The sequence below is a fragment of the Kineococcus mangrovi genome (genome assembly GCF_041320705.1).
GTDB lineage: Bacteria > Actinomycetota > Actinomycetes > Actinomycetales > Kineococcaceae > Kineococcus > Kineococcus mangrovi.
In genome coordinates, this window is sequence record NZ_JBGGTQ010000006.1 from 251,745 (window position 1) to 272,080 (window position 20,336).

Annotated in this window: 9 protein-coding genes; all 9 read left to right on the forward strand. The window is 77.6% G+C overall.

Annotation, left to right across the window (positions count from 1 at the left end):
- Window positions 1-2: 2 nt before the first annotated feature.
- The 9 genes from AB2L28_RS14570 to AB2L28_RS14610 are packed head-to-tail and all read left to right on the forward strand — an operon-like array spanning window position 3 to window position 20,315.
- Window positions 3-1,070 (forward strand): ABC transporter substrate-binding protein, encoded by a 1,068-nt coding sequence (locus AB2L28_RS14570; RefSeq protein ID WP_370719699.1) that lies wholly within the window; start codon window positions 3-5, stop codon window positions 1,068-1,070.
- The gene (locus tag AB2L28_RS14575) at window positions 1,067-4,210 is read left to right on the forward strand and encodes an AMP-binding protein (protein WP_370719700.1); all 3,144 of its coding nucleotides are present in this window, start codon (window positions 1,067-1,069) and stop codon (window positions 4,208-4,210) included. The genes AB2L28_RS14570 and AB2L28_RS14575 overlap by 4 nt, the downstream gene beginning before the upstream one ends.
- Entirely contained in the window at window positions 4,207-11,853 is a 7,647-nt protein-coding gene (locus AB2L28_RS14580; protein ID WP_370719701.1) for a condensation domain-containing protein, read from the forward strand. The genes AB2L28_RS14575 and AB2L28_RS14580 overlap by 4 nt, the downstream gene beginning before the upstream one ends.
- Entirely contained in the window at window positions 11,850-15,854 is a 4,005-nt protein-coding gene (locus AB2L28_RS14585; protein WP_370719702.1) for a non-ribosomal peptide synthetase, read from the forward strand. Before AB2L28_RS14580 ends, AB2L28_RS14585 begins: the two co-directional genes overlap by 4 nt.
- Entirely contained in the window at window positions 15,851-16,042 is a 192-nt protein-coding gene (locus AB2L28_RS14590) for an MbtH family protein (RefSeq protein ID WP_370719703.1), read from the forward strand. Before AB2L28_RS14585 ends, AB2L28_RS14590 begins: the two co-directional genes overlap by 4 nt.
- The gene (gene entS, locus AB2L28_RS14595) at window positions 16,039-17,385 is read left to right on the forward strand and encodes an enterobactin transporter EntS (RefSeq protein WP_370719704.1); all 1,347 of its coding nucleotides are present in this window, start codon (window positions 16,039-16,041) and stop codon (window positions 17,383-17,385) included. Before AB2L28_RS14590 ends, entS begins: the two co-directional genes overlap by 4 nt.
- Window positions 17,382-18,257 carry a siderophore-interacting protein gene (locus AB2L28_RS14600; protein WP_370719705.1) on the forward strand — a complete coding sequence of 292 codons (876 nt, stop codon included), beginning with the start codon at window positions 17,382-17,384 and terminating at the stop codon, window positions 18,255-18,257. The genes entS and AB2L28_RS14600 overlap by 4 nt, the downstream gene beginning before the upstream one ends.
- A complete protein-coding gene (locus AB2L28_RS14605; protein WP_370719706.1) occupies window positions 18,247-19,272 on the forward strand; it encodes a FecCD family ABC transporter permease in 1,026 nt (341 codons plus the stop codon). Before AB2L28_RS14600 ends, AB2L28_RS14605 begins: the two co-directional genes overlap by 11 nt.
- Window positions 19,269-20,315, forward strand: a complete 1,047-nt coding sequence (locus AB2L28_RS14610) for a FecCD family ABC transporter permease (protein ID WP_370719707.1) — start codon at window positions 19,269-19,271, stop codon at window positions 20,313-20,315. Before AB2L28_RS14605 ends, AB2L28_RS14610 begins: the two co-directional genes overlap by 4 nt.
- The last annotated feature ends 21 nt before the right edge of the window (window positions 20,316-20,336 follow it).

A 20,336-nucleotide genomic window follows, 5' to 3' on the forward strand; every position in this document is an offset into this window, starting at 1 on the left:
CCGTGACCGCACCCCTGTCGACCCCCGACCGCACCCCCACCCGGACGACCACGACCCGGACGACCACGACCCGGACGACCACGACCCGGCGGGGGGTGGTCGGCGCGCTGGGCGCGTCGGTGCTCCTCGCCCTCGCCGCCTGCGGGGGGCCGGACGACGCGGCGGCCGGCACGAGCGCGACCGGTGGGACGAGCGGAGGAGCGACGCGCTCGGTCCAGACGGCGTTCGGTGCCGTCGACATCCCCACCGAACCCCGCCGCGTCATCGCGCTCGAAGGGGCCGTGGGCCCGCTGCTCGGCGCCGGGATCACCCCGCTGGCCACGGCCGACGGCGACTACGAGGACGCCTTCCTGCCGCAGGAGTACGAGCAGGTCTCCGACCTGCCGGTCGTCCTGGGCGCCGACGGCTGGGACTACGAGCGGATCTCCTCCCTCGAACCGGACCTGATGATCGGGTTCGTCCGCGGCGGGACGACCGAGGAGCTGTCCGCCGAGGCCACCGCGACGTGGGAGAAGCTCAACGCCATCGCCCCCACCGTCCTCGTCCGCTCCGACGGCTCGGCCCGCACGAAGGACGCGACGCTGGAGATGTCGCACGTCCTCGGCGACGGCGACGACGCCGACCGGGCGAAGGCCGCCTACGACGCCAAGGCCGCCCAGATCCGCACCGACTACGCCGACGTGCTGGCGGGCAACGTGTTCGCCCCCCTCGACTTCTACGAGGAGGTCACGGTCTACTCGCCGATCTCCTGGCCCGGGGACACGGTCGTGGACGCCGGGGGGACCCTCACCGCCGTCTCGCGGGACATCACCGACGAGAACGCCGCGTTCCTGTCCGCCGAGCAGCTCGGCACCGTGACCGACGCGACGGCCGTCCTGTACGAGCAGAGCCTCGACGGGGAACCCGGCGTGGGGGCCGCCGAGATGATGGCGCTGCCGACGTGGCAGCAGTTGCCCGCCGTGCGCGACGGTCACGCCTACGGTCTGCGGTACTTCTTCGCCGACCGGTACGAGACCGCCCTGGTGGCGCTGGAGGACTTCGAGGAGGCCCTGGTGGCGATGCGGGGATGACGACCCGCACCGGATCGTCCGCCGGGACGCTCACCGAGGCGCAGCGGGGGGTCGTCCACGCCCAGCTCGTGGCCGACGACCCCGCGTCGTTCACGGTCGGGGAACTCGTGCACCTCACGGTCCCCGCGTCCGCGCCGGGGCTCGTCCCGGCCGACGTCGCCGCCGCCGTGGCGCAGGCCGTCCGCGAGACCGGGCTGGACGCCGTGCGGGTGGCGGTGGACGGGGCCGTGACGACCGGTCCGGACCGGTTCACCGGCCCGGGGACCACCCCGGTCGCCGACGTCGCCGCGGCCCGGGCGTGGGCAGCGCTGCGGATCGCCCGCGGCCTGCCGCTGGGACCGGACCCGTTGCACGAGCAGCACCTCCTCGTCGTCGGTCCCCGGCACGTCGCGTGGTTCACCGGGTGGCACCACGTCCTCGTCGACGGCTGGGGGGTGGGTCTCGTGGTGCGGCGGGTCACCGAGCTCCTGGCCGCGCGCCGCGGGGGGACCCCCGCTCCGGCGGCCTGGTTCACCCCGGTCGCCGACGTCGCCGCGGCCGAGCAGGAGTACCGGGCCTCGGCCGCCTCCGCGCGCGACCGGGCGTTCTGGGTCGACCGGGCGGGGACCGAGGGCGCCGCCCGCGGGTTCGGCGACCCGGCCGCCGCGCGCTCCGGCGGCCCGGTGACGGTCCGCTCCGGGCGGTTCGAGATCACCGGGCCGGACCTCGACCGCGCCGCCGGGCGGTTCGGCGCCACGTGGGCCGAGCTCGCCCTCGCCGCCCACCTCCTCGTCCTGTCCCGGCTGCGCGGGACGCAGGACGTCGTCCTCGGCGTCCCCCTCATGAACCGCACCGGCACCACCGGGTCCCGGGCCGCGCTGTGCCCCACGACCGTCGTCAACGTCGTGCCGCTGGCGGTCCGCGTCGACCCCGCCGCCGCGGTGGCCGACCTCGTCGGCGGTGTCGTCGACGCGCTGCGCGAGGTCCGCCGCCACGGCCGGTTCCGCGCCGAGGAGCTGGCCCGCGCCACGGGGCGGTTGCACCACGACCGCCCCCTCGTGGGGACCGAGCTGAACCTCAAGACCTTCGACCACCCCGACACCGCGGCCGACGTCGCGGTCGCCGTCGAGAACCTCGGGGAGGGGCCGGTCGACGACCTGTCGGTCTCGCTCACCCGCGCCCGCGACGGCCGGCTGGACTGGCGGGCCCACGCGCCCGCCGGGCTGCTGCGGGACGAGCAGGTCGACGCCGTGCTCACCGAGTGCGCCGCGCTGCTGCGCGGGTTCTGCGGTGCGGACCCGCGCACGCCCGTGGCCGCGCTGGCGGGGGCCGCCCCCACCGGGCTGACGACCCCCGCGGTGGACCCGGTCGGCGCCGTCGACCTGCTGCGGGACACGGCCACCCGGTTCCCCGACCGCCTCGCGCTCGTCGACGGCGGCACCCGCTGGACGGTCACCGACCTCGTCCGGGAGGTCGCCGAGACCGCCGGCTGGCTGGACCGGGCCTGCCCGCCCGCGACCCCCGTCGCCCTCGACCTGCCCCGCGGCGCCGACGCGGTCGTGGCGCACCTGGCGTGCCTCGTCGCCGGCCGCACGGCCGTCCCCCTCGACACGACCTGGCCCCTCGCGCGCCGTGACGACCTCGTGCGGCGGCTCGGCCCGGGCGAGTTGCGGCTCACCCCGGGGACCGTCGGCCGCCGGCCCGGGACCCGGCTGACGGACCTGCCCGTCCCGGCCCCCGGGACCCCGGCCCACGTGATCCACACCTCCGGGTCCACGGGTGAGCCCAAGGCCGTCCTCGTCACCCACGGCGCGTTCGCGGCGTTCCTGGCCCACCACCGCGCGACGACGTTCGCCCCCGGCCGCGGAACCCCCGCCGACCGCGGGCTGCGCGTCGCGCAGACGCTGCCGCTGGTGTTCGACGGGTCGTGGGACACGCTGCAGGCCGTGCTGTCCGGGCACGAGGTGCACCTGCTGGCGCGGGAGGTGGCGCAGGACCCCGCCGCGACGGTCGCCGCCGTCCGCGCGCACGGCCTGGAGTTCGTCGACACGACGCCCACCGTGGCGGCCGCCCTGCTCGACGCGGGCCTGCTCACCCGACCGCACCCGGTGCGGGTCCTGACCGTGGGCGGTGAGGCCTGCCCGCCCGCGCTGTGGGCGCGGCTGCGGGGCGAACCCGGTCTCGTCGTGCGCAACCTCTACGGGCCGACCGAATCCACCGTCGACGCGGTCGGCCTCGAGGGTGAGGACGCCGCCGTCGGCGGAACCCCCATCGGCCGGCCCGTGCACGGCACGACCGCCCGGGTCCTCGACACCCACCTGCGGCCCGTCCCGGTGGGTTTCCCCGGCGAGCTCCACCTCGCCGGCCCCCAGCTCGCCCTCGGCTACCGCGGCGCGGGGGCGCTCACCGCCGCCCGGTTCGTCGCCGACCCGTGGGGCCCGCCGGGCAGCCGGATGTACCGCACGGGTGACCTCGTCGCGCTGCGGGCCGACGGGTTGCTGGACTACCTCGGCCGCGCCGACCGGCAGCTCAAGGTGCGCGGGTACCGGGTGGAACCGGCCGAGGTCGAGAGCGCGCTGCTGCGCCTGGCCGGTGTCCGGCAGGCGGCCGTCGTGGAACGCGGGGGCCGGCTCCTCGCCTACGTCGTCGGACCCCGCGACACGCACGGGGCGGGGGACGCCCTGCGCGCGGCGGCCGCCGACGTCCTGCCCGAGCACCTCGTCCCCGCGGCCGTCGTCGTCCTCGACGCCCTGCCGCGCACCGCCACCGGCAAGCTGGACCCGACCGCGCTCCCGCAGCCGACGGCCGGTGCCCCGGCCCCCGGCCGCCCCCCGCACGGCCCGGCCGAGACCGCGTGGGCGCGCTCGCTGGCCGACGCCCTCGGGCTGCCGGTCGCCGACGTCCGGGCCGGGAGCGACTTCTTCGCGCTCGGCGGGGACTCCATCACCGCGATCCGCGCCGTCGCCGCGTTCCGGGGCCGGGGTTTCTCCGGTTCCGTGAGCACCGTCTTCACCCGCCGCACCGTCGAGGCGGTCGCCGCGGCGGCCACCCCCGTCGTCGCCGCGGTGCCCGCGCCCGCGGTGCCGCAGTTCGACGCCGCCCAGATCTCGCAGGTGCAGGACCTCCTCACCCGCCGCCGCACCGGAGGACGCCGCGCATGACCAGCCCGACCGGACCCCTCGTGTGGCCCACGACCCCGCTGCAGCGCGGGTTGCTCGCCCTGGCCGAGACCGGCACCACCGGTCCGGGACGTCCCGACCCGTACACGGGGCAGGCCGTCGTGCGGATCCGCGGCCCCCTGCCCGCCGGGGCCCTGCGCCGGGCGGTGGAGGGGCTGGTCGCGGACGAGCCCCAGCTGCACGCGGGGTTCGTCGTCGCCGACGACCTCGACGCGGTGCAGTTCGTCGAACCCGGGACCCGTCCGCGCCTGCGCACGGTCGTCCTCGACGACCCCGCCGACCTCGACGCGGCGCTGGCGACCACCCGCTCCTCGGACCTCGCCGCCGGGTTCGCCCTCGACGACCCGCCGCTCGTGCGGTGGACCCACCTCGACGCCGGCGGGGAGTCCGTCCTCGTCGTCACCGCGCACCACGCCGTGCTGGACGCCTGGTCGATGCCGTTGCTGACCGGGCAGATCGCGCGCCGGCTCGCCGCGGAGGTCCCGGGACCGCACGACGTGCCCGCCGCACCCGCGGCCCGGTACCAGGACCACCTCGGGTGGCTGGCCGCGCAGGACACCGCCGCCGCCACCGGGTTCTGGGAGCGGCACCTCGGGCACCTGGTGGGAACCCCCGGCGCGCCCGCCGTCGAAGGGCACGAGCGGCGGCGGTCGCGCGCCACCGTGCGTCCGCCGGGCGGCGCCGCCTGGGACGGGCTGACCGCGGCCGACCGCGCCCGGACCTGCTGGGGCCTCGCCCTGGACGCCGTGACCGGTCGTGCGGCGACCCCGTTCGCCGTCCCCGTCTCGGGCCGGGACCCGCAGGTCCCCGGTGTCGAGACCGCGATCGGGTTGTTCACCGACTCCGTCCTCGTCGCCGACCCCGTCGACGCCGCGACCCCCGGCCGCACCCTGGCCGACCTCACCCGCGCCGGGGCCGACCGGTGGCGGGCGTCCCTGCCCCACCACCACGTCGGCACGACCGGCATCCTCCGCGCCCTGCGCAGCCCGGAACTGGCCACCAGCCTGCTGGCCGTGGAAGCAGCGCGACCGCCGCGGGTGTGGCGGGTCGGCGGGACGACGCTGGAACTGCAGGACGTCGAGGACGACACGCACTACCCGTTCGCCCTCACCGTCCGGCCCGGCGCGCAGGAGTGGGAACTCCTGCTGGACCACACGGGCGACGAGCCCACGGCCCGCCGCCTCCTGCACGCCGTCGGGGCGTTCCTCGCGGCCGACCCGCACGTCCCCGTCGCCGCGGTCCCCCTGCTCAGCGGTGCCGACCTGGACGCGCTGCGGCGCAGCGGCACCGGGCCCGACGTGGGGGCCGCGGTGCCGCCGCTGCTGCCCCACCGGTGGGCCGAGGTCTCCGCGCGCTGCGCCGACCGCGACCTGCTGGTGAGCGCGGGGCCCGGGGGCGAGACGTCCCGGCAGACCGGCGCCGACCTCGCCCGGGCCGTCGACGCGCTGCGCGAGCAGGTGCTCGCCGCGCTGCCCGCGGGGACCCCGCGGGGGACCCGCACCGTCGCCGTCTCCGTGCCGCGGGGCGAGCGCACCGTCGAGGCCCTGCTGGCCGTCCTGTCGGCCGGGGCGACCGTCCTGGTCCTGGACCCGGCCCTGCCCGCGGCCCGGCGCGCCGACGTCCTCACCGGCGCCGGGGCGCTCGTCCTCGTGACGGCCGACGCGGTGCGGGCGCTGCACGACGGCCCGCGCGGGGCGGTGGCCGTCGAACCCGGCCCCGACGACGTCGCCGCGGTCGTGCTCACCTCCGGTTCCACCGGGACCCCCAAACCCGTCGCCGTCCCGCACCGCGCGCTGGCGCACCTGTGCGCCCGGCACTCGACCGACCTGCACCCCGCGGAACCCGTCCAGGTCGCCCACACCGCGGCGTTCCACTTCGACGCCCAGTGGGACGCGCTGCTCGCGCTGTTCGGCGGGCACACCGTGCACGTCCTCGCCGAGGACCTGTTCCTCGACCCGTTCGCCCTGGCCGGGTACGTCCGCGAGCACGCCATCGCCTACCTCGACCTGACCCCGACGGTCTGGTCGGCCCTCCTCGCGGCCGACGCGTTCGGGGAACTGCCCGCCGTGTGCGTCGTCGGCGGGGAGGCGTTCGGTGCGGACCTGTGGACGCGGATGCGCGAACTCGCGGCCCGCACGGGATCGAGGGTCCTGAACCTCTACGGCCCCACCGAGGCCACGGTCGACGCCTTCGCCGCGGACGTGCGGGACGCGGACGTCCCCGTCGTCGGGACCCCCGTCGGGGTGACCGGCGCGGTCGTCCTCGACGCGTGGCTGCGGCCCGTCCCGCCGGGGACGGAGGGGGAGGTGCACCTCGCCGGTGCGCAGCTGGCCCACGGCTACCTCGGCCTGCCCGCGCGGACCGCCGAACGGTTCGTGGCGAACCCCTTCCCGACGTGGTTGCCGGGGGACCGGCTGTACCGCACGGGGGACCGGGCCCGCTGGGACGAGGCCGGCCGCCTGCACGTCGCCGGTCGCACCGACGACCAGATCTCGCTGCACGGTCTGCGGATCGAACCGGGGGAGGTCGAGCACGTGCTCACCGACCACCCCGGGATCTCCCGCGCGGTCGTCCTGGCCCCGCAGGTGGGGCGCGGGCGCCGGCTCGTGGCCTGGGTCGTGCCCTCGGGGGGGACCCCGACCGCCGAGGAGGTCCGCACGTGGTGCGCCGAGCGGTTGCCCGCCCACCTCGTCCCGCGCGACGTCCTCGTCGTCGCGGACCTGCCGCTCACCCCGAACGGGAAGCTCGACCGGAACGCGCTGCCCCTGCCCGGGGCCACCCCCACCTCCACGGGCCCGGAACCACCGACCGGCGTCGCCGGGGTCGTCGCCGACGTCGTCGCCGAGGTCCTGGGGGTTCCCGTCGGCGCGCACGAGGACTTCTTCGCCCTCGGCGGGGACAGCATCTCCGCCGTCCGGGTCGCGGCGCGGTTGCGCGCGACCGGCTGGTCGGTGCGCCCGGGCGACGTCCTCCTGGCCCGCACCCCCGCGGCGATCGCCACGCGCGCCACCCCCGGGGTGAGCGCCCCCTCACCGACCGGCACCGGGGTTCCCGACCTCGCCGACCTCGTCGCCCTCGACCCCGCGGTGCGGGCGGAGCTGACCGCCCACGTGCGCACCGCCGTCCCCGGATCACCGGCGCTGCAGGCGGTCTGGCCCCTGACCCCGACGCAGCTCGGCCTGCACGTCGACGCTCTGCGCTCGGTGCGCGACCCGTACCGCACCACGGTGCTGCTGCGCCTGGACGACCCCGCCGGCCGCGTCGACGAGACCGCCGTGCGTCGGGCCGTGGCGGGTCTGACCGCGCGGCACCCGGTGCTGCGCACCGGTGTCTGGCAGGGGCCGTTGCGAGAACCCGTCGCCTTCGTCGTCGACCGCGTCGAGGTCCCCGTCGACGTCGTGCGGGTGCCCGGTCCCGTCCCGGACGACCTGCTGGAGCAGGTGCACCGCGGCGAGCTCGACCGGCCGGTCGACGCGGCCGCGGCCCGGCTGGCCGGGGCGACCTGGGTGCAGGGCGGCGGCAGCCGCACGTCCTGGCTCGTGCTGTCCCTGCACCACCTCCTGGTCGACGGGTGGTCGCTGCCCGTCCTGGCCGACGAACTGCGCCGCGACCTCGACGGCCGGGCCGTGGCCGCCGAGACCGGGGGTTTCCCCGACCACCTGCGCGCCGTCGCCGCCCTCGACCGGGAGGCCCTCGCCCGGACCTGGCGCTCCGAGCTCGCCGGTGCCCGTCCGACGCTGCTCGGTGGCGGGCGCCTCGCCGACGCGGGTCGGGTCGTCCGCCGGGGACGGACGCTCACCCCGCAGCGGAGCGCCGCCGTCCGCGCGGGGCTGCGGAGCCGGGGAGCGAGCGTCGCCGCCGTCGCGCAGGCCGCGTGGGCGCACGTCCTGGCCGCCCGCACCGGGCAGCGCGACGTCTGCTGGGCGCTGACCTCCGCCGGCCGCGGCGCCGACGTCCCCGCCTCGGCCGTGGGGATGTTCGTCACCACCCGCACCGTCCGGGCCGACACGACGTCGCCCACCCTCGTGCGCGACGTCGCCGGTGCGACCGCCCGCACCGAGGAGGCCGCCGTCCTCGGCCTCGGCGGCATCGAACGCGCCACCGGCCGCCTCGCCGACACCCTCGTCGTCGTCGAGAACTACCCGTCGGTCCCGCCCGCGGGCGACGGCGTCGCGGTCACCCTCGTGGAGGGCCGCGACGCGACGACGTTCCCCGTCACCGCCACGGTGTTCCCCGGCGCGGACGAGGTCCGGTTCGAGCTGGAGGTCGACCCGCACCTCCTCGGCGGCGACGTCGGCCCGGAACTGCTCGACGGGTGGGTCGCCGCCGTGGAGGCGCTGGCCGCGGGAGCGGTCCCGGACCTCGCCGTCCCGCAGGCGCCGCCGTCCCCCGAGGCGACCGTGCCGCGGGCGGACCCCGCCGGCGGCGCGGTCCCGGACCTCGCCCGCCGCATCGCCGACGTCGCCACCGAGGTCCTGGGCGCACCCACGGGCCCCGGCGACGACTTCTTCGCCGCCGGCGGGGACAGCATCTCCGCGGTCCACCTCGTCGGTGCCCTGCGCGCCCGGTCCATCGCCGTCGGCATCGCCGACGTCTTCGCCGCCCGGACGCCCCGGGGGATCGCCGCGGTGGCCCGGGACGTCGACGTCCCGGCCGGTCCCCCCGCGGGAACGCCCGTCGCGACACCGGCCCTGGCCTGGTTCACCGACCTGGCCCGCACCGCCGACGTCACCGCGCTGCGGGGTTTCCAGCAGGTCCGCGTCGTCGACCTGCCCGCCGGGACCGGCGCGCAGGACGTCGCCGCCGCGGCGACGGAACTGCTCGCCCGGCACGAGGCCCTGCGCCTGCGCGCCCTCCCGGACCCGGGTCTGGCGGCGCCGGGGGCGGCCGTCGTCACCGCCGTCGCGGGCGCGGAGCTGGAACCCGCGCTCGCCCGCGCCGCCCGGGCGATCGACCACACCACCGGTGACCTCGTCCGCTGGGTCGTCACCGACCCGGGCGGACCGGGGCCGCGGCTGGCCGTCGCGGCCCACCACGTCGCCGTCGACGCCGTGTCGTGGCCGGTGCTGCTCGACGAGCTCCGCGTCCTGCTGGCGGGCGGGACCTTGCCGCCCGCCCCGTCGTTCACCGCCTGGACGCACGCGCAGCAGCGGGCCGTGGAGGCCGCGCGCGAGCACCGCGCGCACTGGAGACGGGAACTGCGCCCGTGCCCACCGCTGACCGGGGACCAGGCGGACCCGGGCGACCTCGGCACGGCGGGGGCCGCGCTGACGCGCGAGGTCGTCCTCGACCCGCTGCGCAGCAAGCGGTTCCTCGACCTGGCCGCCGCCGGGTGGCGACCCGACGCCCTGCTCCTGGCCGCGCTCACCGCCGCCCGCGGGCAGGACCTGCTCGTGGAGCTCGAAGGCCACGGCCGCCCCACCGCGCTGCCCGCCGGCGACCCGCGGCAGAGCCCGGACGCGGCCGCCGTCGGGTGGTTCACCGCGACCTGGCCGGTCCGCCTGCCCGGCCGGGACCACTCGCGGGCGCTGGGCGACCACGTCGCGAGCACCGCCCGCGCCGTGCTGGCCTCGGCCGCGCTGGGACCGGACTTCGGCCTGCTGCAGCACCTCGACCCCGCCTCGGCCGACCTCGCCGCGGCGTGGGCGGCGAACCGCCCGCAGGTGCTCGTGAACTGGCTGGGCCGCGACGTCCCCGCCGGGGCGGGCCACCGGCCGTGGCGGACGAGCCTCGACGCCGCCGGTCTGGAGGACCGCCTGGGTCTGCACGCCGGTCTGCCCGTCTCGCACGGCTGGGAGCTGAACGCCTGGGCCACCACCCGGGACGGCGAACCCGCCGTCGTGGCGCGCTGGCAGGTGGCCGCTGCCCTGCGGCACCACGCCGGCGACGTCCTGGACCGGTGGGTCGCCGACCTCGCCGCCGTCCTGGACGCCACGGCCGGGACCGCGCCGCCGGCGGTGCACGACGCCGTCGGGCTCGACGCCGCCGACCTCACCCGGCTCGCCGTGAACACCCCTGCGCCGCAGGCGGTCTGGCCGCTCACCCCGGTGCAGCGGGGGATGCTGTTCCACGCCGGGGACGGCCCGGACCGCTACACCTCGCACGTCGAGCTGCGCCTGGGCGGCGCGCTGGAGGCGGACCGGCTGCGGGTGGCGCTGGAGCGGACCGTCGCGGCGCACCCGCAACTGCGCTGCCACGTCGCGGACACGGCGTCCGGTCCGGTGCTGGTGAGCGTCGCCGACGTCGCGGTGCCCTGGTCCCGGCACGACCTCGCCGTGCGCGGGAGCCTCGACGCGCACCGTCGCGCCGACCTGGAGGAGCCGTACGACCTGCGCTCCGGCCCGCTGCTGCGGGCCCGGCTGGTGCGCACGGCACCGGACGAGCACGTCCTGCTGCTCGGGTCGCACCACCTGCTCCTCGACGGGTGGTCGGTGCCCGCCCTCGTCGACGAACTCCTCGGCCGGTACGCCGGGACGTGGCGGGAACCGGACGAGGACCTCGTCCGCGGCCCGTTCGCGCGGGCGACCGCGCGACGGTCGGGGTCCACCGGTTCCACCGAGCGGTGGCGGGACCTGCTCGCGCCCGTCGCCGCGGACCTCGTCCCGGCGTTGCCGCCGGGGTTCGACGACGGCACGCCCGTCGCCGCCGTGACCGCGGACCTGCCCGCCGGTGCGCTGACCGTCGCCGCCCTGGCCTGCGGGGCCACCCCGGCAGCGGTCGTCGCGGCGGCCTGGTCGCTCGTGCTGGCCGCGCTCGCGGGGCGGGACACCGTCTCGCCCGGGGTCGTCGTCTCCGGTCGTGACGCCGGTGCGCGGGACGTGCTGGGCATGTTCGTCGACACCGTGCCGCTCGTCGCGCGCTGCCGGGGGGACGTGGGGGGCCTCGTGCGCGACCTCGCGGGGCAGACCCTGCACGCGGGGGCGGAGAACCCCGTCGGGCTCGCGGCCCTGGCGGCCGACCTCGGTCGCGCCCCGTGGACGGACACCCTGCTCGTCGTCGAGAACTACCCCGGTGGCGGTGCCGAGCGGGCCGCCGCGGCCGCCGGCCTGGAACTGCGGGACGTCACCGGCCGCGACGGCACGCACTACGCGCTGACGCTGACGGCGGAGGACACCGCGGGGGCGGGCTCGCTGCGCCTGGAGCACCACCCGCGGTTGCTGTCCGCGACGGAGGCGGCCGACGTGCTGGCCGCCGTCACCGACGTCGTCGTCCGCGCGGCCGACCCGTCCACGGACGTCACCGACCTGCTGCCCCGCCGCCGGTTCGCCGCCGTCCGCGCGCGGTGGGACGCCGTGGACGGACCCGCCGGCGCCGGGGGACCGGTCGAGGACGTGCGGGCCGTGTTCGCCGACCTGTTCGGCCGCCCCGTCGGGGACGACGAGGACTTCTTCGCCCTCGGCGGCGACAGCGTCCTGGCGATGTCCCTCGTCACGGGGTTGCGGGCGGTGGGGTGGTCGGTGCGGCCCTCGGCCGTCTTCACCGCCCCGACCCCGACCGCGCTCGCCGCCCTCGCCGCACCCGTGGCCGCGGCGCCCACGCCCCGGGAAACCCCGGCCGCCCCGCTCGTCGACCTCGACGCGCGCGCGACCGCCGCCCTCGACAGCCTGCTGAGGAACCTCGCGTGACCACCGCCAGCCACACCGCCAGCCACACCACCAGCCCCCCGGCCGTCGAGGTGCTCCCGCTCTCGCCGCTGCAGGCGGGGCTGCTGTTCCACGCCGTCGCCGGTGACGGGTCGCTGGACGTGTACTCGATGCAGTCGACCTACCGGTTCGCCCCGGGGACCGACCTCGCGGTGCTCCGGTCCGCGTGCGCGGCCCTGCTGGAACGCCACGGCGCTCTGCGCGCGGGGTTCTCCGCGGCCCTGCTGGACCGGCCCGTGCAGTTCGTCCCCGCCGCGGTCCCGCTGCCGTGGCGCGAGGTCGTGTCCGACCCGGCCGACGACGCGGCCGCCCAGGCGGAACTGTCCGCCCTGCAGCGCCGGGAACGCGAACGCCGGTTCGACGTCGACCGCCCACCCCTGGTCCGCTTCGTCGGTCTCGACCTCGGCACCCACGGCGTGCACCTCCTCGTCACCAACCACCACCTCGTCCTCGACGGCTGGTCCGACGCGCTGCTGGTCGTCGAGCTCCTGCGGCACGTGCGGGCCGGGGGCCGGGACACCACGCTGCCGCCCGCTCCGCAGTTCCGGGAGTTCCTCGGCTGGCTCGCCGGCCGGGACGCCGAGGCCGACCGCGCCGCGTGGCGTCGTGCGCTGGGCGGGCTCACCGCGGGCACGACCGTGGCCGAACCCTCCGCGGTGCGCGAGCAGGTGCTGCCCGACGTGGTGGAACGCGACCTGCCCGGTGACCTCACCGACCGGCTGATCACGACCGCCCGCGCCGCCGCCGTCTCGGTGAGCACCGTCTGCTCGACGGTGTGGGCCCTCGTCCTGCGGTCCCTCACCGGGGCCGACGACGTCGTGTTCGGCCAGACCGTCTCGGGCCGGCCACCGGAACTGCCCGGTGTCGACGAGACCGTCGGGTTGTTCCTCAACACCGTCCCGCACCGCGTCCGGCTCGACCCCGCGCTCGACGTCACGGCGCTGCTGCAGCGGGTCCACCGCGAGTCCGGCGCCCTGGTCGAGAACCACCACGTCGGTCTGGGCGACGTGCAGCGCGACGCGGGGGTCGGCCCGCTGTTCGACACGCTGTACGTCATGCGCAACACCCCGGAGGACGACGCCGCGTTCGCCGAGCTCGCCGCCGCGACGGGGTTGGCCGACGTCGAGGGCGGCGACGCCACGCACTACCCGCTGACGTTCGTCGTGCACCCGGGCGAGCCCTACCGGTTCATCCTGTCCCACGCCCCGGACGTGTTCCCCGCCGCCGCGGCCGAGGACCTGCTCGAGCGCGCCGTCCGCGTCCTGGAGGCGGTCACCGCGGACCCGCACCGGTTGCTCGGGACCGTCCCGACGCTGGACCCCGCGAGCGCCGGGGACCTCGTCGCGTCGTGGGCCGGGGACCACCGCGCCCTGCCCGCCGACTCCCTCACCGCACGCCTGGCCCGGACCGCGGCGCGGTTCCCCGACCGGACCGCCCTCGTCGACGACGACGTGGCGCTCGACTTCGGGCGGCTCTGGGCCGCGGTCGTCGTGCAGGCGGAGGCGTTGCGGCGCGACGGTGTCCGTCCCGGCGACCTGGTCGGCGTGGAACTGCCGCGCGGGGTGAGGACCGTCGTGGCCCTGCTGGCCGTGCTGGCCGCCGGGGCCGCGTACGTGCCGGTCGACCCGTCCCACCCGGCCGAGCGCCGCGCGCGGGTCCTGCGTCGGGCCGGGGTCGTCACGACCCTGGACACCTCGACCGCCTCGCCCCTGCCGGGACCGGGCGCCCGCAGTTCCGCGACGGCCGAGGAACTCCACCCGGCGTACCGGCACGACGACCTGGCCTACGTCATGTTCACGTCGGGTTCCACCGGTGACCCCAAGGGGGTCCAGGTCGAGCACCGCGGGCTGGTGAACATGGCCGAGAACCACCGCCGGCGGATCTTCGAGCCCGCCGGGGCGGTACCCGGCGGGGAACCCTGGCGCGTCGCGCACGCCGTCTCCTTCGCCTTCGACATGTCGTGGGAGGAGCTGCTCTGGCTGCTCGACGGCCACGAGGTCCACCTGCTGTCCGAGGACGTGCGCCGCGACCCCGCCCTGATGGCCGCGCTCGTGGACCGGCGACGGGTCGACGTCCTGAACGTCACCCCGTCGGTGGCTTCGGCGCTGCTGGCCGAGGGGTTGCTCGACGCCGGGCGGCACCGCCCCCGGCTGGTGCTGCTGGGCGGGGAGGCCGTCGGTCCCGACGTCTGGGACGCCCTGCGGGACACCCCCGGGACGGAGGGGTACAACCTCTACGGCCCCACCGAGTACACGATCAACACGCTCGGCGGGGGCACCGCCGACAGCGCCACCCCGACCGTCGGCCGGCCCGTCGACGGCACCGACGTGCGCGTCCTCGACACGTCGCTGCAACCGGTGCCCGACGGGGTCCCCGGGGAGTTGTGGGTGAGCGGGGCCGGGTTGGCCCGCGGGTACCACGACGCCCCGGCCCTGACCGCCGAACGGTTCGTCGCCGACCCGTGGGGGCCGCCGGGGCGGCGCATGTACCGGACCGGTGACGTCGTCTCCCGCCGCCCCGACGGCGGTTTCGACTTCCACGGCCGCAGCGACACCCAGGTCAAGGTCCGCGGGTTCCGCGTCGAACCCGGGGAGGTCGCCGCCGTCGTCGCCCGCGACGAGCTCGTCGCCCGCGCCGCCGTCGTGGTGCGCCCGGCACCGGGCGGGAACCCCGTCCTCGTCGGGTACGTCGTCCCCGCCGTGCCGGACCTGGCCGGTCGGCTGGGCGAGGTGACCGAGCGGCTGCGCGCGCAACTGCCCGAGCACATGGTCCCGGCCGCCCTCGTCGTCGTCGCCGACCTGCCGCTGACGGTGAACTCCAAGCTCGACCTGGGGGCCCTGCCCGTCCCGGACCTGAGCGCCACCGGCCGGGCGCCCCGCACGGCCGAGGAGGAGACGGTCTGCGCCGCGTTCGCCGAGGTGCTCGGCCTGCCGCGGTTCGGGGCCGACGACGACTTCCACACCGCGGGTGGGCACTCCCTGCTGGCCATGCGCCTCGCGGCGCTGCTCACCGACCGGCTCGGCACCCGCGTCGGGGTGGCCGCCGTCCTGGGGAACCCCACCCCCGCCGGGCTGCTGGCCGCCCTGCACCGGCCGCAGGCCGACCCCTGGGGGCCGGTGCTGCCGCTGGGCGGTCGGGACCGGGCGCGGGGGACCGTCGTCTGCGTCCCGCCGCTGCTCGGGCTGGGCTGGACGTTCGCGGCCCTCGCGGCGCGACTGCCCGGCGGGCAACGGGTCCTGGCGCTGCAGTCCCCGGCGCTGGCGGCCGACCCCGCCGAGGTCGCGGCCCTGCCCACGACGCTGGAGGGCCTGGCCGACCTGCTCGTCCCGCACGTGCTCGCCGGCACCGACGGCGAGCCCGTGCACCTCGTCGGGTTCTCCTTCGGGGCCCACCTCGCCCACGTCCTCGCCTCCCGGCTGGAGGAGCGGGGCGTCGACCTGGTGTCCCTGACGCTGCTGGACCCCGGCGCCCCGGGGGGTGCCCTGCCCGCCGGGGTCGAGGTGGGCGAGCCGGTGGGCGCGGACCAGGAGGCGCTGGAGTACCTGCTGACGCTGTCCCTGCGGGACCGGCCCGACTGGCTCACCCGCCCCTACGAGCCCGACGACGTGCTGGAGTTCCTCGCCGAGGGCAACGGGGTGCTCGCCGGGTTCGGCCGGGCCGAGCTGGACCGGGTCGTGCGGTCCGCGGTCCACTCCGCGTCCGTCCCGGGTCCGGTCGAGCACCGTCCGGTCACCGTCCCCGTCCTGCTCGTGGCCAGCACCGCCCCCGGCCACCGGACCGGGCACGTGCCCACGGCCGCCGACCTGGAGGCCGAACGGGCGGCGTGGCAACCCCTGTGCCGCCGGCCGGTGCAGCTCGCCACGGTCGACGTGGTCCACACCGCGATCACCTCCCCGGCGGGCTCGGACCAGGTCGCCCGCCTCCTGACCCCGTTCGCCGCCGCCGCCCTCGCCCGGCGCACCACCCCCGAGGAGACCCCGTGAACCCGTTCGACAACCCCGACGCCGACTTCCGCGTGCTCGTCAACGAGGTCGGTCAGCACAGCCTGTGGCCCGTCTTCGCCGAGGTGCCCGCCGGGTGGACCGTCGTGCACGGCCCCGTCCGCCGGGACGCCGCGCTGGCGTACGTCGACGAGCACTGGAGCGACATCACCCCGCGAACCCCCGCGTGAGCCGTCTGCTCGACCTGTCCGGCTGGGCCGTCGACCTCACCCCGCTGCGGGTGAACCGGCAGTTCCGGCTGCTGTTCACCGGCCGCCTCGTCTCGGTGTTCGGCCTCGGGATGCTCGCCGTCGTGCTCTCGGTGCAGGTGTACGACCTCACGGGGTCGTCCCTGCAGGTGGCCGCGGTGAACACCGTGCTCGGGACGGCGACCCTGCTGGGGTCGCTGGCCGGTGGGGTGCTGGCCGACCGGGTGGACCGCCGCAAGGTCGTGCTCGTGAGCCGGGCGCTGGCCGTGGCCGGGTTCGTCGCGCTCGCGCTGAACGCCACCGCCGAGCACCCCTCGGTCGCCGTCCTCTACGTCTTCGCCGTCTGGGACGGCGCGACGGGGGCGGTGGGGGCCAGCGCGTTCGGGGCGGCCGTGCCCGCGGTGGTGCCGCCGTCGATGCTGCCCGCCACCGGCGCGCTCATGGCGTTGTGCCTGGACCTCGGCTCGGTCGCGGCCCCGCTCGTGGCGGGGTTCGTGACCGGCGCCGGTGGTCCCGCGGCCGTGTACTGGTCCGTCGTCGCGGTCAGCACCGCGTCCTGGCTCGTGCTCTTCCGGCTCGACCCCGTCGTGCCGGAACGGTCCGCCGGGCAGGGGCCGGACGCCCGGACCGGGTGGGCGGTGGGGCGCGCGGTCGCGGACCTGCGGGAGGGTTTCGCCTTCGCCCGCTCCGACCGCGTCGTCGGCGGGGTCCTGCTCGTCGGGTTCCTGCAGATCTTCTTCGCCTCCCCCCACGTGCTGGTGCCCGAGTTCGTCGGGGACGACCTCGGCGGCGGTCCCGAGGCGGTCGGCCTGGTCTACGCGGCCCCGGCGGCCGGGGCGCTGCTGGCGGGGGTCTGCAGCGGCTGGATCCCCCGCGTGCGGCGCACCGGGGTCCTGCTCGTCGTCGTCCCGGCGGTGTCCGCGCTGGCGGTCGCCGCGTTCGGGCTCGCCCCCGCGGTGTGGTTCGCCGTCGTCGCCATGACGGTCGTCGGGGTCACCGACGTCATCGGTGAGGTGCTGCGCTTCACGGTGCTGGCCGAACGCACCCCGGACCGGCTGCGCGGCCGGGTGCAGAGCATCTGGTCGGCCCAGGTGACGGTGGGCGACACCCTCGGCGGCCCGCTGCTCGCGCTCGGTGCGCGGGCGTTCGGGACCTCCCCCGTCATCGCCGTCGGCGGTCTGTTCGCCGCCGTCACCACGCTGGTCTTGCTGCTGACCCGGCCGGAACTGCGCCGGCACACGTCGGGCGGCGCGCCCGGAACCCCGCACGAACCCGAGAACGAACCCCCGCACGAACCCCACGAGAACCTCCAGGAGTCCCGGTGAGCACCCCCACGACCGTGTCCGGCTTCACGGCCGACGTCGAGAACGAGCGGACGGCCCAGTTCTGGTTCGACCTCGTCCCGCGCGTCCTGCAGGTCCAGGAGGTGACCCGCCTCGCCGCGCGGATGGTGCGCGTCCGGTTCACCGGCGAGGACCTGCACGGTTTCCCGACCGTCGCCCCCGAGGACCACCTCAAGCTGTTCTTCGACCGCGCGCCCGACGGGTCGCCGAACGTCCCCGTCCTGGACGCCGACGGGCGCTGGAACCCCGGTGCGCACGTGCACCGCGACTACACCGTGCGGGCGTTCGACCCCGCCGGCCCCCACCTGGACGTCGACTTCGTGCTGCACGACCACGGGATCGCCGGGCGCTGGGCGGGCACGGCCCGACCGGGTGACCGGCTCGCCGCCCTCGGCCCGCGCGGGGCGTTCCTCGTCAAGGACGTGGCCGACTGGTACGTCCTGGCCGCCGACGAGACGGCGCTGCCCGCGCTGGCCCGCTGGGTGGAGGGGTTGCGCCCCGGGGTTCCCGTGACCGCGTTCGTCGAGGTGACCGACGCGGGTGACGAGATCCCCCTGGCGTCGGCGGCCGACCTCGACGTGCACTGGCTGCACCGCGGGCAGGACCCGGCCGGGACCACGACCCTGCTCGTGGACGCGCTGCGGTCGGCGGACCTGCCCGCCGGGACGGGGTACGTGTGGGTGGCGGGGGAGGCGCTGTCCGTCAAACCAGCCCGCCGGTACCTCGCCCGCGAGCTGGGGCTGGACCGCGACTCCTACGACGTCGACGGGTACTGGCGCCGCGGCACCCGCAACCACGACCACCACGAGGACGACCACGAGGACGACCACGAGGACCACGAGAGTGGCGAGTGACCTGCTCCGGCGCCTCCCCCCGCCCGCGACGCGCTGCCGCCTCCTGCCCGTGGTCTGCGTCCTGCTCGCGGTGCTCCTGGGCGCGGCGGGCGCCAGCCTGCTCGTGGGGTCCCGGCCGCTGCCGGTGACCGACGTCTGGAACTCGTTGCGGGGGACCGCGGACCCCGGCACCGACGCCGTGGTCCGGGGTCTGCGCGTGCCCCGCACCGTCCTGGCCGTCGTCGTCGGCGCGGCGCTGGGCCTGGCCGGTGCGCTCACCCAGGCCCTGACGCGCAACCCCCTCGCCGACCCCGGCCTGGTCGGGGTGAACGCCGGGGCGTCCCTCGGCGTGGTGGTGGCGATGGCCTACCTGGGGGTCCGCGCGCCGGCGGGGTACGTCTGGTGCGGGGTGCTCGGGGCGGTCCTCGTCGGCGCCGTCGTGCTGGGGCTGACGGGCCGGGTCCGCTCCCTGGACCCCGTGACGACGCTCGTGCTGGCCGGGTCCGTCGTCTCGGCGTTGCTCGGCGCGGCGACGACGGTGGTCCTGCTGCTGCACGAGGACTCCCTGCGCTCGTTCCAGTTCTGGAGCGCGGGCACGCTCGCCGCCCGCGACCTCGGCGTCCTGGCCGGGATCGCGCCCGTCCTCGTCCTGGGGTCGCTGGCCGCCGCCGCCGCCGCTCCCGCGCTGGCCTCCCTGGAACTGGGTGACGACCTGGCCGCGGCCCTCGGCCGCCGCGTCCGCCGCGACCGGGTGCTCGGGCTGGCCGCCGTCGTCCTGCTCGCCGCCGCGGCCACCGCCGCCGCGGGCACGCTGGGGTTCCTCGGACTGCTGGCCCCGCACCTGGCCCGGTTCCTCGCCGCCGCCCGGCCGGTCGCCACGCTCGCGCTGTCGGCCCTGACCGGGGCGGTGCTGCTCACCGTGGCCGACGTCGCCGGCCGGGTGCTGCTGAGCAGTTCCGAACTGCCCGTGGGGATCGTCCTGGCCGTCCTCGGGGCACCGGTGTTCGTCGTGCTGGCCCGCAGGCTGGACCGGTGAGCGCGCCGCCCCTCGTGCGGGCCCGGACGCCGGCCTCGCCGCCCGCCGCGCTGCTGCGCCGGCGCCTGGTCGCCGCGTTCGTCCTCCTGCTCGCCGCGGCCGCGGCCGTCGTCGCCGCGATCGCCCTCGGCGACCGGGTGCTCGCCCCCGCCGACGTCGTCGCCGCCCTCACCGGTTCCGCGTCGCCGGGGGTGCGGTTCCTCGTCCTCGACCTGCGTGCCCCGCGGGCCGTCGCCGCCGTCCTCGTCGGAGCCGCCCTCGGCGCCTCCGGGGCCGTCACGCAGTCGTTGCTGCGCAACCCGCTGGCGAGCCCGGACATCGTGGGGGTGACCGCCGGGGCCTCCTGGGCCGTGGTGGCCGGGCTCCTCGGCGCGGGGGCCGGTGGCCTCGGCGGAGCGGTCGCCGCGGCCGGACCCGTCGCCGCGGCCGCGGTGGGTGCCGCGGTCGCCGCCGCGGTCGTGCTCCTGCTGGCCTGGAAGGACGGGATCTCGGCCCGCCGCGTCGTGCTCGTCGGGCTCGGCGTCAACGCCGGTCTGGGCGCGGCGACGTCCTGGACGCTCCTGCGCGCGGACCTGCCCGACCTCGGCCAGGCCCTGCGGTGGCTCACGGGATCGCTCAACGACGTCGACCCCGCCCGGTTGCCGGCCGTCGCGGTCGTGGTGGCGGTCGCGCTGGCCCTGCTGGCGGTCTGCGCGCGCACCCTCGACGTGCTGCGCCTGGACGACGTGACGGCCGCCGCCCTCGGCGTGCGGGTGGGTCGCGCGCAGGTGGGCCTGCTGGCGCTGGCCGTCGTGCTGGCCGCCGCCGCGACCGCCGTCGCCGGCCCCGTCGGGTTCGTCGCGTTCGCGGCCCCGCAACTGGCGCAGGTGCTGTTCCGGACCGCCGGGCCGCCCGTCGGGGGTGCCACCCTCGTCGGTGCGCTGGCCGTCCTGCTCGCCGACCTGGTGGCGCGCACGGCCTTCCCCCAGCCGGTGCCGGTGGGCCTGGTGACCGCGGCGGCGGGTGCGCCGCTGCTCCTGTGGCTGCTCGTGCGGAACCGGTGAGGAAGAAACCCCCGGGCGCGC